The sequence below is a fragment of the Pseudomonas sp. 1912-s genome (assembly GCF_029269205.1).
Classification (GTDB): Bacteria; Pseudomonadota; Gammaproteobacteria; order Pseudomonadales; family Pseudomonadaceae; genus Aquipseudomonas.
The window spans coordinates 181,309-195,926 of the sequence record NZ_JARIXR010000010.1 but is presented as its reverse complement, the minus strand read 5'-3'; the positions used below and the strand labels follow the sequence as shown (position 1 = coordinate 195,926).

General features: G+C 59.5%; 13 protein-coding genes. 7 read left to right on the top strand and 6 right to left on the bottom strand.

The features are described from left to right. Positions 1 to 106 precede the first annotated feature (106 nt). Together typA and thiI are read right to left on the bottom strand one after the other, a co-directional pair. Complete coding sequence (typA, locus tag P3C29_RS15595) at positions 107 to 1,927, bottom strand: translational GTPase TypA (protein ID WP_003217997.1); 1,821 nt, start codon at positions 1,925 to 1,927, stop codon at positions 107 to 109. Between the two features lie 139 nt (positions 1,928 to 2,066). Continuing rightward, positions 2,067 to 3,521, bottom strand: coding sequence for a tRNA uracil 4-sulfurtransferase ThiI (gene thiI / locus P3C29_RS15590; RefSeq protein ID WP_023659343.1), 1,455 nt, complete (start codon positions 3,519 to 3,521; stop codon positions 2,067 to 2,069). Positions 3,522 to 3,855: 334 nt separating this feature from the next. Between thiI and glnA the strand changes: the two genes are divergently transcribed. From glnA to ntrC, 4 genes are all read left to right on the top strand, one after another. Further along, positions 3,856 to 5,262: a glutamate--ammonia ligase gene (gene glnA / locus P3C29_RS15585; RefSeq protein WP_003217999.1), complete on the top strand. Its 1,407-nt coding sequence runs from the start codon at positions 3,856 to 3,858 to the stop codon at positions 5,260 to 5,262. Positions 5,263 to 5,451: 189 nt separating this feature from the next. Next, positions 5,452 to 5,988, top strand: a complete 537-nt coding sequence (locus P3C29_RS15580; RefSeq protein ID WP_275964870.1) for a chorismate mutase — start codon at positions 5,452 to 5,454, stop codon at positions 5,986 to 5,988. Between the two features lie 261 nt (positions 5,989 to 6,249). Continuing rightward, complete coding sequence (gene glnL / locus P3C29_RS15575; protein ID WP_003218001.1) at positions 6,250 to 7,335, top strand: nitrogen regulation protein NR(II); 1,086 nt, start codon at positions 6,250 to 6,252, stop codon at positions 7,333 to 7,335. Continuing rightward, complete coding sequence (ntrC, locus tag P3C29_RS15570; RefSeq protein WP_003218003.1) at positions 7,332 to 8,768, top strand: nitrogen regulation protein NR(I); 1,437 nt, start codon at positions 7,332 to 7,334, stop codon at positions 8,766 to 8,768. Before glnL ends, ntrC begins: the two co-directional genes overlap by 4 nt. 479 nt (positions 8,769 to 9,247) lie before the next feature. On the opposite strand, the gene P3C29_RS15565 is transcribed toward ntrC, so the two are convergent. Next, positions 9,248 to 9,688: a hypothetical protein gene (locus tag P3C29_RS15565; protein WP_010169104.1), complete on the bottom strand. Its 441-nt coding sequence runs from the start codon at positions 9,686 to 9,688 to the stop codon at positions 9,248 to 9,250. Between P3C29_RS15565 and P3C29_RS15560 the strand changes: the two genes are divergently transcribed. Continuing rightward, complete coding sequence (locus P3C29_RS15560; protein ID WP_169386586.1) at positions 9,687 to 10,142, top strand: tRNA (cytidine(34)-2'-O)-methyltransferase; 456 nt, start codon at positions 9,687 to 9,689, stop codon at positions 10,140 to 10,142. The genes P3C29_RS15565 and P3C29_RS15560 overlap by 2 nt on opposite strands. Before the next feature lie 157 nt (positions 10,143 to 10,299). Here P3C29_RS15560 and secB read toward each other — a convergent pair whose 3' ends face one another. From secB to P3C29_RS15545, 3 genes are read right to left on the bottom strand one after another with little or no spacing between them, the layout of a single operon-like run. Continuing rightward, positions 10,300 to 10,785 carry a protein-export chaperone SecB gene (gene secB / locus P3C29_RS15555; protein ID WP_003218009.1) on the bottom strand — a complete coding sequence of 162 codons (486 nt, stop codon included), beginning with the start codon at positions 10,783 to 10,785 and terminating at the stop codon, positions 10,300 to 10,302. 42 nt (positions 10,786 to 10,827) lie between these two features. Further along, positions 10,828 to 11,082 carry a glutaredoxin 3 gene (gene grxC, locus P3C29_RS15550; RefSeq protein ID WP_010169095.1) on the bottom strand — a complete coding sequence of 85 codons (255 nt, stop codon included), beginning with the start codon at positions 11,080 to 11,082 and terminating at the stop codon, positions 10,828 to 10,830. 1 nt (position 11,083) lies between these two features. After that, the gene (locus tag P3C29_RS15545; protein ID WP_010169093.1) at positions 11,084 to 11,497 is read right to left on the bottom strand and encodes a rhodanese-like domain-containing protein; all 414 of its coding nucleotides are present in this window, start codon (positions 11,495 to 11,497) and stop codon (positions 11,084 to 11,086) included. Between the two features lie 151 nt (positions 11,498 to 11,648). Here P3C29_RS15545 and gpmI point away from each other — a divergent pair, with 151 nt between their 5' ends. Together gpmI and P3C29_RS15535 are read left to right on the top strand one after the other, a co-directional pair. Beyond that, on the top strand, positions 11,649 to 13,175 hold the full coding sequence (gene gpmI, locus P3C29_RS15540) for a 2,3-bisphosphoglycerate-independent phosphoglycerate mutase (protein ID WP_275964869.1): 1,527 nt from the start codon (positions 11,649 to 11,651) through the stop codon (positions 13,173 to 13,175). Positions 13,176 to 13,312: 137 nt separating this feature from the next. Beyond that, positions 13,313 to 14,608 carry a murein hydrolase activator EnvC gene (locus tag P3C29_RS15535; protein ID WP_275964868.1) on the top strand — a complete coding sequence of 432 codons (1,296 nt, stop codon included), beginning with the start codon at positions 13,313 to 13,315 and terminating at the stop codon, positions 14,606 to 14,608. Positions 14,609 to 14,618 lie beyond the last annotated feature (10 nt).

Here is a 14,618-nt window from a genome sequence, read left to right as displayed (position 1 = left end):
GGGCTTGCCCGCGATGAGGCCGTCGCAGTCGCTACAGCTATTGCAGGCATAAAAAAACGCCCCCGGCCTTTCGACCGGGGGCGTTTTTCATTCAGCCTGAGCTAACTCAGTTCTTGGCTTTCTTGGCAGCGCGGGTACGCTCGCCTTCGTCCAGGATCTTCTTACGCAGGCGGATCGACTTAGGCGTCACTTCGCACAGCTCGTCGTCCTGGATGAATTCCAGGGCCTGTTCCAGGGTGAAGCGAACAGGTGGAACCAGAGCGATGGTTTCGTCTTTGCCCGAAGCACGCATGTTGTCGAGCTTCTTGCCTTTGGTTGGGTTGACGCCCATGTCGTTGTCACGGCTGTTCAGACCAACGATCTGACCGTTGTAGATCTCTTGACCGTGTTCAACGAACAGCTTGCCACGCGCCTGGAGGGTTTCCAGGGAGTAGGTCAGCGCCTTGCCGGTTTCTACCGATACCAGAACACCGTTCTGACGACCGGACATGTCGCCGGACTTCATGGTGTCGTAGCGATCGAAGATCGAGGTCAGGATGCCAGCGCCGTTGGTCAGGGTCAGGAACTGGTTACGGAAACCGATCAGACCACGAGCAGGGATGTTGTATTCCAGACGCACACGGCCTTTGCCATCCGGCACCATGTTGGTCAGGTCGCCCTTACGCAGGCCCATCTCTTCCATGACCTTGCCCTGGGATTCTTCAGGGGTGTCGATGGTGACGTTTTCAAACGGTTCCTGCTTCACGCCGTCAACCTGACGGATGATCACTTCAGGACGACCAACGCCCATTTCGAAGCCTTCGCGACGCATGGTTTCGATCAGTACCGAGAGGTGCAGCTCACCACGGCCGGAAACCTTGAACTTGTCAGCCGAGTCGCCTTCTTCAACGCGCAGAGCAACGTTGTACAGCAGCTCTTTGTCCAGACGTTCCTTGATGTTACGGGAAGTCACGAACTTGCCTTCTTTACCGCAGAAAGGCGAGTCGTTTACCTGGAAGGTCATGGAAACGGTTGGCTCGTCAACGGTCAGAGGCTTCATCGCCTCGACGTTGTCCGGCTGGCACAGGGTGTCGGAGATGAACAGCGAGTCCATACCGCTCACGCACACGATGTCACCGGCAAACGCTTCTTCAACGTCGATACGGTGCAGACCGTGGTGACCCATCAGCTTCAGGATACGGCCGTTGCGTTTCTTGCCGTCGGCGCCGATGGCGACAACCGGAGTGTTCGGCTTGACGCTGCCACGAGCGATGCGGCCAACACCGATAACACCCAGGAAACTGTTGTAGTCCAGTGCCGAGATTTGCATCTGGAACGGGCCTTCACGGTCAACTTTCGGCGCAGGTACGTTGTCGACGATCGACTGGTACAGCGGGGTCATGTCTTCAGCCATGTCGGTGTGTTCCAGACCGGCAATGCCGTTCAGGGCCGAGGCGTAGACGACTTTGAAGTCCAGCTGTTCTTCGGTGGCACCCAGGTTGTCGAACAGGTCGAAGATCTGGTCCAGAACCCAGTCCGGACGCGCGCCTGGACGGTCAACCTTGTTGATGCACACGATCGGACGCAGGCCGGCTTCGAAAGCCTTCTTGGTCACGAAACGGGTTTGCGGCATAGGGCCGTCTTGGGCGTCAACCAGCAGCAGAACGGAGTCAACCATCGACATTACGCGTTCAACTTCGCCGCCGAAGTCGGCGTGGCCCGGGGTGTCCACGATGTTGATGTGGTAGCCGTTCCAGTTGATGGCGGTGTTTTTCGCCAGAATGGTAATACCGCGCTCTTTCTCCTGGTCGTTGGAGTCCATCACGCGCTCGTCGTTGAGCTCGTTGCGCTCCAGGGTGCCGGATTGACGCAAGAGTTTGTCTACCAGGGTGGTCTTACCATGGTCAACGTGGGCAATGATGGCGATGTTGCGTAGATTTTCGATCACTTGTGTATCTCGATCAGAGGATTCGGTGTGCTGACAGGTCGTGGCAGCGATTAACAGTAGAGTCAGGCCTTGCCGTTACAGCTTGACGGCAGAGTCGGGGGGCCGGTGACGCAGGCCACAGGCAAACAGCCCCGGGCTCTTAGCTCGGTCGATAAACGCGCACATTGGCATGCCCCTCACTGAGCAAATGGTGGGCATGCAGGCGACTCATCACGCCTTTGTCGCAATACAACAGGTACTGACGGCTGTCATCCAGTTCCTTGAAACGCGCATTCAATGCATAGAACGGCAGCGTTTGTACGTCGATGCCAGCAATTTCCAGCGGCTCGTCTTCAGCGGCATCCGGGTGACGGATGTCGATGATGATCTGACCGGCCAGAGCCTCGCTGACTTCTTCGATCTGCAAATCCTGGCCCAATTCGTCGATAACCCGATCGATCGGCACCAGCTTGGCGTTCTCCAGCGCACGCTCGAGAACCGCCATGTCGAACTGTTGTTCTTCGTACTCCACGCGGTTGCGCTTGGCGTGGGTCTTGGGGTTCACCGAGATGACCCCGCAATATTCCGGCATGTGCTTGGCGAAATCCGCCGTGCCGATCTGGGTCGCCAGGTCGATGATGTCTTGCTTGTGACTGGCGATCAGCGGGCGCAATACCAGCTTCTCCGTCACAGAGTCGATCAACGACAGGTTCGGCAGGGTCTGGCTGGACACCTGGGAAATCGCTTCACCGGTCACCAGTGCGTCGATTTCCAGCCGATCCGCGATTCGGGACGCAGCGCGCAACATCATACGCTTCAATACTACGCCCATATGACTGTTATCGACTTTCCCGAGAATTTCTCCCAGGACTTCCTCGAACGGTACGCTGACAAAGAGCACCCGTTGCGAGCTGCCGTACTTCTTCCAGATGTAATGCGCGACTTCCATCACGCCCAATTCGTGTGCACGCCCGCCCAGGTTAAAGAAGCAGAAGTGGCTCATCAGCCCGCGGCGCATGATCTGGTAGGCCGCAACGGTGGAATCGAAACCGCCGGACATCAATACCAGGGTCTGTTCCAGGGCACCCAGCGGGTAGCCGCCGATGCTGTCGTGCTGGCTGTGGATCACAAACAACCGTTGGTCGCGAATTTCCATCCGCACTTCAATTTGCGGCTCTTTCAGGGAAATTCCGGCTGCGCCGCACTCGCGACGCAGCTTGCTGCCAACGTATTTCTCGACATCCATGGAGCTGAACGGGTGCTTGCCGGCACGTTTGCAACGCACCGAAAACACCTTGCCTGCCAGCACATCACCGTAGTGCTGTTTGCACTTTTCGGTGATGTCGTCGAAGTCGCCCAGCGGGTACTCGTCGACCTGCAGGAAATGCGCGATGCCCGGCACGCAGCTCAGGCGCTCGGTCATGTCCTTCAAGGCCTTGGGGTCGGTCAGGCGGGTTTCCAGCTCGAGATTGTCCCACACACCGTTCACCACCACAGCCGGGTCCAGATCGCGGAGCACGGCACGGATGTTCTTGGCCAATTGACGGATGAAACGCATCCGTACCGGTCGGCTCTTGATGGTGATCTCGGGGAAGACTTTAACGATTAATTTCATGAAAACAGCGCGCGCAGGCCCAGCCGAAAAAGGGGGGCGCGGATTATAGCGGAAATCGCTCAAGGTTTAACCAGTTAATATGCAATCGACCTTTCGCGCACCAAAACGGGTCATTAATGAAAAATCACGCTACATTGCGGTGCGCAATTTATTCCGTTTCAGCGGATTGCACCTTTATAGGGGCGTTTTTGTGGCAAAAAACCCATGTCGGGGCACTGGCATGCAATTTGCTCTCTTGTGAGGCAGGTTGCCTTGGTCGAGTATTCGCGCCGGCATCACCCACATTCTAAGGGCTAACTCCACTACCCCAGCCCGAAGCCACCCGGAGGACACTATGTCGAAGTCGGTTCAACTCATCAAAGATCATGACGTCAAATGGATTGATCTGCGCTTCACGGACACAAAAGGCACTCAGCACCACGTGACCATGCCGGCTCGCGACGCGCTGGATGACGCCTTCTTCGAAGAAGGCAAAATGTTCGACGGCTCCTCCATTGCCGGCTGGAAAGGCATCGAAGCTTCCGACATGATCCTGATGCCGGACGACAGCACCGCCGTACTCGACCCGTTCACCGAAGACCCAACGCTGATCATCGTCTGCGACGTGATCGAGCCTTCGACCATGCAAGGCTACGACCGTGACCCACGTGCGATCGCCAAGCGTGCCGAGGAATACCTGAAGTCGACCGGTATCGGCGACACCGTATTCGTAGGTCCGGAACCAGAATTCTTCATCTTTGATTCGGTCAAGTTCAAGTCCGACATCTCCGGCTCCATGTTCAAAATCTTCTCCGAACAAGGTTCGTGGATGTCCGACCAGGACGTGGAAGGCGGCAACAAAGGCCACCGTCCAGGCATCAAAGGCGGCTACTTCCCGGTTCCTCCGTTCGACCACGACCACGAAATCCGTACCTCCATGTGCAACGCCATGGAAGAAATGGGCCTGGTCATCGAAGTTCACCACCACGAAGTGGCGACTGCCGGCCAGAACGAAATCGGTGTGAAGTTCAACACCCTGGTGGCCAAGGCTGACGAAGTTCAGACCCTGAAGTACTGCGTACACAACGTGGCTGATGCCTACGGCCGTACCGCTACCTTCATGCCTAAGCCTCTGTACGGCGATAACGGTTCGGGTATGCACGTTCACCTGTCCATCGCCAAAGAAGGCAAGAACACCTTCGCTGGCGAAGGTTATGCCGGCCTGTCCGACACTGCCCTGTACTTCATCGGCGGTATCATCAAGCACGGTAAGGCCCTGAACGGCTTCACCAACCCGTCGACCAACTCCTACAAGCGTCTGGTCCCAGGTTTCGAAGCTCCGGTAATGCTGGCCTACTCCGCTCGCAACCGTTCCGCTTCGATCCGTATTCCTTACGTGTCCAGCCCTCGCGCTCGCCGTATCGAAGCCCGCTTCCCGGATCCGGCAGCCAACCCGTACCTGGCCTTCGCTGCCCTGGTAATGGCCGGCCTGGACGGTATCCAGAACAAGATCCACCCTGGCGACGCCGCCGACAAAAACTTGTACGACCTGCCGCCTGAAGAGGCCAAAGAGATCCCACAAGTGTGCGGCAGCCTGAAAGAAGCCCTGGAAGAGCTGGACAAGGGCCGTGCGTTCCTGACCAAAGGCGGCGTGTTCAGCGACGACTTTATCGATGCCTACATCGCCCTGAAAAGCGAAGAAGAAATCAAGGTCCGCACCTTCGTACACCCACTGGAATACGAGCTGTACTACAGCTGCTGATCCGGTAGCGCCGCTTAACGCGGCGTGATGAAAAAGGCCTCCTTCGGGAGGTCTTTTTTTTGCCCGCAAAACCCCGTGGGAGCGGGCTTGCCCGCGAAAAGCTCAAGGACGCCGCATTTCTTCAATATTTACGGGTTATCGTTAACGACCATCGCGAGCAAGCTCGCTCCTACAAAAGAGGGATCTGCCTTGAAACTCAACCTTGGGTTCATCTTGCTGGCTATCAGCGCCAATGTATTGGCCGCACCACCCACCCTCGCCCCGCTACTCGACAGCATCGCCGAACGCCTGGCGATCGCCGACCAGGTGGCCCTGAGCAAATGGGACAGCCACAAGCCCGTCGAGGACCGCCCACGGGAGCGGGACGTGATCGCCAGCGTCGTCGCCCAGGCGCCGAGTTACAAACTGGCACCGGCGCAAGCCGAGCAGTTTTTCTCGGCCCAGATCGAGGCGAACAAACTGGTGCAATACGTCCACTTGTCCGACTGGCAACTGCAAGGCAAGGCGCCTGACGACCCGCGCCCTGATTTGGTCGGCCAGATCCGCCCTAAACTGGACCTGCTGCAAAAACGCCTGCTGCAACAGCTGGCGGACTTCACCCCGGAGCGCACCAACCCGCAGTGTCCGCAATGGCTGGCCCAGGCTAATCACGCGCCTGCACATGACCCGCTGCACCAACTGGCGATGATCCGCGCCACCGCCGAGCTGTGCCTCTACAAAGGCTGAACACCAGGAAAGCCTTTTGGCTTTCCTGAACAGACTTTTCAAAACCGCACTATATTGGTGCGATACGCTGCACCCTTCCCACTTACGCAACCCATTTTGGTTCGAAACTTCCCGCTGAAGCTGGCAGAACGCCACAGTTTCGCGCCTTAAGCCCCCATTTCAGGGCTTTAACGCTTCTTTTCGGAGCTTTGGTTTGGTTTTTGCATTTTCCTTGTATCAGCGTGTGCCTCAAGCCCGCGCCTTGCTCCAAAAGAGGTCCTAATGACCATCAGCGACGCACTGCACCGCCTGCTACTCGACAACCTGACCACCGCGACCATTCTGCTCAATGACGAACTGCGCCTTGAGTACATGAACCCGGCGGCGGAGATGCTGCTGGCCATCAGCGGACAGCGCAGCCATGGGCAATTCATCAGCGAACTGTTCACCGAGTCGGCTGAAGCCTTGAGTTCGTTGCGCCAGGCCGTGGAGCAGGCGCACCCGTTCACCAAACGCGAAGCGATGCTCACCGCCCTCACCGGCCAGACCCTGACCGTCGACTACGCGGTCACGCCGATCCTGAGCCACGGCGCCACCTTGCTGCTGCTGGAGGTGCATCCCCGGGATCGCCTGCTGCGCATCACCAAGGAAGAAGCGCAACTGTCCAAGCAGGAAACCAGCAAGATGCTGGTGCGCGGCCTGGCCCATGAGATCAAGAACCCGCTGGGCGGGATTCGCGGCGCCGCACAGTTGCTGGCCCGCGAGCTGCCGGACGAGAACCTCAAGGACTACACCAACGTCATCATTGAGGAAGCCGACCGCCTGCGTAACCTGGTAGACCGCATGCTCGGCTCCAACAAACTTCCGTCGCTGGCGATGACCAACGTGCATGAAGTGCTGGAACGCGTTTGCCAGTTGGTAGAGGCCGAAAGCCAGGGCTGCATCACCTTGGTGCGCGACTACGACCCAAGCATTCCCGATGTATTGATCGACCGCGAGCAGATGATCCAGGCGGTGCTCAATATCGTGCGCAACGCCATGCAGGCCATCAGCAGCCAGAACGAACTGCGCCTGGGCCGCATCAGCCTGCGCACCCGCGCGTTGCGCCAGTTCACCATCGGCCACGTGCGCCATCGCCTGGTGACCAAGGTCGAGATCATCGACAACGGCCCGGGTATCCCGGCCGAACTGCAGGAAACCATCTTTTTCCCAATGGTCAGCGGCCGCCCGGACGGTACCGGGCTGGGCCTGGCCATTACCCAGAACATCATCAGCCAGCACCAGGGTTTGATCGAGTGTGAGAGCCATCCCGGCCACACCACCTTCTCGATCTTTCTGCCACTGGAACAAGGAGCCCCATCGACATGAGCCGTAGTGAAACTGTCTGGATCGTCGATGACGACCGTTCTATCCGCTGGGTCCTGGAGAAAGCCTTGCAACAGGAAGGCATGACCACCCAGAGCTTCGACAGCGCCGACGGGGTGATGAGCCGCCTGGCTCGCCAGCAGCCCGATGTGATCATCTCCGACATCCGCATGCCCGGCGCCAGTGGCCTGGACTTGCTGGCGCGGATACGCGAGCAGCACCCGCGCTTGCCGGTGATCATCATGACCGCGCACTCGGACCTGGACAGCGCTGTCGCCTCCTATCAGGGTGGCGCCTTTGAATACCTGCCGAAACCGTTCGACGTGGACGAAGCGGTGGCCCTGGTAAAACGCGCCAACCAGCACGCCCAGGAACAACAAAACCAGGAAGCCCCGCCGGCCCTGACCCGTACCCCGGAAATCATCGGCGAAGCCCCGGCGATGCAGGAAGTGTTTCGCGCCATCGGGCGCTTGAGCCACTCCAACATCACCGTGCTGATCAACGGCGAGTCGGGTACCGGTAAAGAGCTGGTGGCCCACGCCCTGCACCGTCACAGCCCACGGGCGGCGTCGCCGTTTATCGCGCTGAACATGGCGGCGATTCCGAAGGACTTGATGGAGTCGGAACTGTTCGGCCATGAAAAAGGCGCGTTCACCGGCGCGGCCAACCTGCGCCGGGGCCGTTTTGAACAGGCCGATGGCGGCACGCTGTTCCTCGATGAAATCGGCGACATGCCGGCCGACACCCAGACGCGCCTGCTGCGGGTACTGGCAGACGGCGAGTTTTATCGCGTAGGCGGGCATACGCCGGTCAAGGTCGACGTACGCATCATCGCGGCGACCCACCAGAACCTGGAAACCCTGGTGCATGCCGGGAAATTCCGTGAAGACTTGTTCCACCGCCTGAACGTGATCCGCATCCACATCCCACGGATGTCGGACCGCCGCGAAGACATCCCGACCCTCGCGCGTCACTTCCTCAGCCGCGCCGCCCAGGAGCTGGCCGTCGAGCCGAAGCTGCTGAAAAGCGAGACCGAGGAATACCTGAAGAACCTGCCATGGCCGGGCAACGTGCGTCAGTTGGAGAACACCTGCCGCTGGATCACGGTGATGGCTTCGGGGCGCGAAGTGCACATCAGCGACCTGCCGCCGGAGCTGCTGAGCCTGCCTCAGGATTCGGCACCGGTGACCAACTGGGAGCAGGCCCTGCGCCAGTGGGCCGACCAGGCGTTGGCACGTGGCCAGTCGAACCTGCTGGACAGCGCTGTGCCGGCCTTCGAGCGGATCATGATCGAAACCGCCCTCAAGCATACCGCCGGTCGTCGTCGCGACGCCGCCGTGCTGCTGGGCTGGGGCCGCAACACCCTGACTCGCAAGATCAAGGAGCTGGGGATGAAGGTCGACGGCGGCGATGATGATGAGGGCGATGAGGGCTGAACGTGCACCGCTTCAATGCACCACGAACCGGCATCGCGCACGGATGCAACGCCTGAAACACATGCCTTGTTAAATAAATATTAAAAGCTGAAAACGCCAAAGCCCCGTATTCCGGGGCTTTGCGCTTTCTGAAGAAATTTTTTGGCACAACTTCACAACTCTGGCACGCGCCCTGCAATAACCCTGTTACTACCCAGTTTCGGGGACCTTGGTACAGGCAGGCCGAGAATCCCCTCTTTACACCCGGGGTGCTTGATGCGGATCGCGTCGCGCCCCACACCCGTTTCGGGAACCTCGGTACAGGCAGGCCGGGGATTCCCTCTTTAACACCGAAGCCTTTGGCTTCACCCCGTTTTGGGAGCCCTGGTACAGGCAGGCCGGGAACTCCCTTCTTTACACCCGGGGCTTATGAGGCAATGCGCCCATAGCCCCAGCCCGTTTTGGGAACCTTGGTACAGGCAGGCCGGGGATTCCCTCTTTTATTCCTCCCGGAGATGGATCTCCAGCCGCCAGCGCCCCTCGACCTTCTCCCCCGACCACTCCCCGCGCAATGGCCGAGCCGCCACCAGGTTCAGCAGCAAGCCGCCATCGGTCTTGCGCACGCGCCAGTTCACATCCTTGTCATTGACCTTCAGTTGCCCGCCCTGAGCCTTGCCCAGCGCGTCGAACAACAGCGCCACGGTGCCGTCGATATGTTCGCCGTGCAGCTTGGGCTCGCTGTTGAACCACACCACCAGGCCATCAGCGGCAGGCTCCACCTGCTGCAGCTCAACCGGGTCGGGCGTGGTCAGCCGGCCGATCATCAGGCCCACCATCAAGCCGACAATCGCCAACGAGCCTAAAACCCGTGGCAGAAGCTTCGGTCGCGGGTCGTCTTCAGGGGTAGAATGCAGCGCATCTTTGCCTTCGGAGCCGTGCATGTTTCACGTCATCCTTTTTCAACCAGAAATTCCGCCGAATACCGGCAACGTTATCAGGCTGTGCGCCAACAGTGGCTGCCACCTGCATTTGATCGAACCGTTGGGCTTCGACATGGACGACAAGCGCCTGCGCCGCGCCGGGCTCGACTACCACGAGTACGCCACCCTGCAGCGCCACGCCGACCTCGCCAGTTGCCTGGAAAGCCTGAACCACCCACGGTTGTTCGCGTTTACCACCAAGGGCTCGCGGCCGTTCCATGATGCCAGCTTTGCCGAAGGCGACGCCTTCCTGTTCGGCCCGGAAAGCCGGGGCCTGCCGGCAGAGGTGCTCGACGCCCTGCCCGACGGCCACCGCCTGCGCCTGCCGATGCGCGAAGGCTGCCGCAGCCTGAATCTGTCCAACACCGTGGCCGTCGCCGTCTACGAAGGTTGGCGGCAACTCGGTTTCAAGTAACGCATATAACAAATGTGGGAGCGGGCTTGTGTGGGAGCCGAGCTTGCCCGCGATACAAACACCTCGGTGTGTCAGTCACACCGCGGTGATGCTATCGCAGGCAAGCCAGCTCCCACACAAGCCCGCTCCCACATTTAGTCCTGCGTCGGGTTCGAAATTACTGAACCGTTGGCGAACCTTCCTGTTGCATGCGCTGCAGCTCTTGCGCATACAGGGCATCGAAGTTCACCGGAGCCAGCATCAGCGCCGGGAACGAGCCACGGGTGACCAGGCTGTCCAGGGTCTCACGGGCATACGGGAACAGGATGTTCGGGCAGAACGCGCCCAGGGTGTGGCTCATGGACGCTTCGTCCAGGCCCTGGATCAGGAAGATGCCGGCCTGTTGCACTTCAGCGATGAAGGCCACTTCTTCGCCGTTCTTGACGGTCACCGACAAGGTCAGCACGACCTCGTGGAAGTCGCCTTCCAGGGCCTTTTGACGGGTGTTCAGGTCCAGTGCGACGCTCGGGGTCCATTCCTGACGGAAGATGGCCGGGCTTTTTGGCGCTTCGAACGACAAGTCGCGTACGTAAATACGCTGCAGGGAAAATTGTGGGCCTTGAGCCTCTTCTGCTGCCGCTTCGGTGTTCTGTTGGTCAGTCATCGCAGATCCTTCGTGATCTTGGGGTCTTTTAGGGGTTGTGAGTCAGACGTGAAGCAGCGCATCCAGTTTACCGGCGCGCTCGAGTGCGAACAGGTCATCGCATCCACCGACATGCTTGTCACCGATCCAGATCTGCGGCACGGACGTGCGTCCCGCTTTCTTGGTCATCTCGGCGCGCACCTGGGGCTTGCCATCAACCTTGATCTCTTCGAAGGCAATGCCCTTTTTCTCAAGCAGGGCCTTGGCTCGCATGCAATAAGGGCAATAATCGCTGGAATAAACGACAACCTGGCTCATATCACTTCACCAGCGGCAGGTTATCGCCACGCCAGCTGGAGATACCACCCGACAGTTTGGCCGCGTTGAAACCGGATTTCAGCATCTCGCGGGCGTGGGTGCCGGAGTGCTGGCCTTGGGCGTCGACCAGGATGATGGTCTTGGCCTTGTGCTTTTCCAGCTCGGCCAGGCGCGAAATCAGCTTGTCCTGGGGAATGTTCAGCGCGCCGACAATATGACCGGCGGCGAAATCCTTGGCGGGACGAATGTCCACCACTACAGCCTCATCCTTGTTGACCAGAGCGGTCAGCTCGGACGTGCTGAGGCTGCGGCCACCGCGGCTCATTTCGTGAGCGATCAGCAGCGCCAGCAGTACGACGAACGCACCAGCGAGCAAATAGTGGGTAGTGGCAAATGCAATCAGGTGATCAACCATCAAGGAGGTTCCAGGGCGTTAAAATGGCGGTAAGTATACACAGCCGTCATGGTCGGCCAACCCCCGTAAAGCGGTGACGTGGTCGGAACTTCGCTTTAAACTGCCACTCCCTTTTCAATTGCCTTCATTCATTACCGCCGCGAGAGGATCTATGACTACTACGCCTAAACCTTTGGTCCTGATAATTCTCGATGGCTTCGGACACAGTGAAAGCCACCATGACAACGCTGTGTACTCGGCCAGGAAGCCAGTACTGGACCGTCTGAGCGCTACCGTACCGAACGGCCTGATCTCCGGGTCGGGCATGGATGTTGGCCTGCCGGACGGCCAGATGGGCAACTCGGAAGTCGGGCACATGAACCTAGGTGCCGGACGAGTGGTCTATCAAGACTTCACCCGCGTGACCAAAGCGATCCGCGACGGCGAATTTTTCGAGAACCCGACCATCTGCGCGGCGGTGGACAAAGCGGTCAAGGCCGGCAAGGCCGTGCACTTCATGGGCCTGCTGTCGGACGGCGGCGTCCACAGTCACCAGGACCACCTGATCGCCATGGCCGAACTGGCCTTCAAGCGCGGTGCCGAGAAAATCTACCTGCACGCCTTCCTCGACGGTCGCGATACCCCGCCGAAAAGCGCCCAGTCCTCCATCGAACTGCTGGACGAAACCTTCAAGACCCTCGGCAAAGGCCGTATCGCCAGCCTGGTGGGCCGTTACTTCGCGATGGACCGTGACAACCGCTGGGACCGCGTGGCACAAGCCTACAACCTGATCGTCGACGGCCAGGCCGAATTCAACGCCGCCACCGCCCAGGAAGGCCTGGAAGCCGCTTACGCCCGTGGCGAGAGCGACGAATTCGTCAAGGCCACCACTATCGGTGAGCCGGTCAAGGTCGAAGACGGCGACGCCGTGGTGTTCATGAACTTCCGCGCCGACCGTGCCCGCGAGCTGAGCCATGTGTTTGTCGATGACGGCTTCAAGGACTTCGAGCGCGCCCGCCAGCCGAAAGTCGAATTCGTGATGCTGACCCAATACGCCGGCAACATCCCGGCCCCGTCGGCATTCGCCCCGGGCAGCCTGGAAAACGTGCTGGGCGATTACCTGGCGAAAAACGGCAAGACCCAACTGCGCATTGCCGAAACCGAGAAATACGCCCACGTGACCTTCTTCTTCTCCGGCGGTCGCGAAGAACCGTTCCCGGGTGAAGAACGCATCCTGATCCCGTCGCCAAAAGTCGCCACCTACGACCTGCAGCCGGAAATGAGTGCCCCGGAAGTCACGGACAAAATCGTCGACGCCATCGAGCACCAGCGTTATGACGTGATCGTGGTCAACTACGCCAACGGTGACATGGTGGGCCACAGCGGCAACCTGGAAGCGGCGGTGAAAGCCGTGGAATGCCTGGACCTGTGCGTCGGCCGCATCGTCGACGCCCTGGACAAGGTGGGCGGCGAAGCGCTGATCACCGCCGACCACGGCAACTGTGAGCAAATGTCCGACGAATCCACCGGCCAGGCCCACACCGCCCACACCACCGAGCCGGTGCCGTTCATCTACGTTGGCAAGCGCGACCTGAAAGTGCGTGACGGCGGTGTGCTGGCCGACGTGGCACCGACCATGCTGATGCTGATGGGGCTGGAGAAGCCGAAAGAGATGACTGGCACTTCGATATTGGTTTAATAGCAAAACCGCCCGATTAAATCGCCCGAAACGGCTTTTTATGACGAACGCCTCAAAGCAGTTGGCTTTGAGGCGTTTTTTTTGCAGCGCTTGGCGGGCATACTAGGCCGTCCCTTTCCCTGGTGTCGCCCGCCTCTATGCTTCGCGCCTTGATTACCCTCGCTCTTGTCTGCCTGCTCCAACCGGCGTTTGCCGATGAGCGCGCACAAACCCAACAACAGTTGGACGCTACGCGTCAGGACATTACCGAGCTGAAGAAACTGCTCGGAAAGCTCCAGGAAGAGAAATCCGGCGTGCAGAAAGACCTGCGCGGCACGGAAACCGAGATGGGCAAGCTCGAGAAGCAGGTCCAGGAGCTGCAAAAAGAACTAAAGAAGAGCGAGTCGGAACTGGAGCGACTCGACGGTGAGAAAAAAAAACTCCAGAGCGCCCGCGTTGAACAGCAACGCCTGATCGCAATCCAGGCCCGCGCCGCCTACCAGAATGGCCGCCAGGAATACCTCAAGCTGCTGCTCAACCAGCAGAACCCGGAAAAATTCGCCCGCACCCTCACCTACTACGACTACCTGAGCAAGGCCCGTATGGAGCAATTGAAAAGCTTCAACGAGACCCTGCGCCAGTTGGCCAATGTCGAAACAGAAATCGCCAACCAGCAGTCGCAGTTGCTCGACCAGAAAAGCAGCCTCGACAGCCAGCGCGACGAGCTGGACAAGGTTCGCAAGGAGCGCCAGCAAGCACTGGCCAAGCTGAATGACGACGTAAAGGCCCGCGATGCCAAGCTCAAGAATCGCGAGCAAGACCAGGCCGACCTGGCCAAAGTCCTGAAAACCATCGAGGAAACCCTGGCTCGCCAGGCTCGCGAGGCCGAAGAAGCGCGGCAAAAAGCGCTGATCGCCCAGCAGGAAGCCGAAAAAAAGCGCGAGCGTGAGGCCGCCGAGGCCCTGGCCACTGATGCCCCGGCCCCGCGCAAAACGGCGCGTGCAGCGCCTGGCCCGCTGGTTTCCAGCGCCGGCGAATCCTTCGGCGGACCTTTTGCTTCAGCCCGGGGCAAACTTCCATGGCCAGTTGATGGTCGATTACTGGCACGCTTTGGTGAAACCCGTGGCGATGACACCCGCGCCAAGTGGGACGGTGTGATGATCAGTGCCGGTGCCGGCACCCAGGTCCACGCCATCCACGGCGGCCGTGTGGTGTTCGCCGATTGGCTGCGTGGCGCAGGTTTGTTGGTGATTCTTGACCACGGTAATGGCTATTTGAGCCTTTACGGCCACAATCAAACTTTGCTTAAAGCGGCAGGTGATGTTGTAAAAGCCGGTGAATCCATCTCCACTGTCGGTAACAGTGGTGGCCAGGACACTCCGGCGCTGTACTTCGCTATTCGTCAGCAGGGCCGCCCGAGCGACCCAGCACAATGGTGCCGCACCCAAGGATAAGGGTCGCATC

Bases quoted from the DNA above. Each gene is read 5' to 3' on its own strand.
- thiI (WP_023659343.1), bottom strand. From the start codon at position 3,521: ATGAAATTAATCGTTAAAGTCTTCCCCGAGATCACCATCAAGAGCCGA.
- glnA (WP_003217999.1), top strand. From the start codon at position 3,856: ATGTCGAAGTCGGTTCAACTCATCAAAGATCATGACGTCAAATGGATT.
- glnL (WP_003218001.1), top strand. From the start codon at position 6,250: ATGACCATCAGCGACGCACTGCACCGCCTGCTACTCGACAACCTGACC.
- ntrC (WP_003218003.1), top strand. From the start codon at position 7,332: ATGAGCCGTAGTGAAACTGTCTGGATCGTCGATGACGACCGTTCTATC.
- P3C29_RS15560 (WP_169386586.1), top strand. From the start codon at position 9,687: ATGTTTCACGTCATCCTTTTTCAACCAGAAATTCCGCCGAATACCGGC.
- P3C29_RS15565 (WP_010169104.1), bottom strand. From the start codon at position 9,688: ATGCACGGCTCCGAAGGCAAAGATGCGCTGCATTCTACCCCTGAAGAC.
- secB (WP_003218009.1), bottom strand. From the start codon at position 10,785: ATGACTGACCAACAGAACACCGAAGCGGCAGCAGAAGAGGCTCAAGGC.
- grxC (WP_010169095.1), bottom strand. From the start codon at position 11,082: ATGAGCCAGGTTGTCGTTTATTCCAGCGATTATTGCCCTTATTGCATG.
- P3C29_RS15545 (WP_010169093.1), bottom strand. From the start codon at position 11,497: ATGGTTGATCACCTGATTGCATTTGCCACTACCCACTATTTGCTCGCT.
- gpmI (WP_275964869.1), top strand. From the start codon at position 11,649: ATGACTACTACGCCTAAACCTTTGGTCCTGATAATTCTCGATGGCTTC.
- P3C29_RS15535 (WP_275964868.1), top strand. From the start codon at position 13,313: ATGCTTCGCGCCTTGATTACCCTCGCTCTTGTCTGCCTGCTCCAACCG.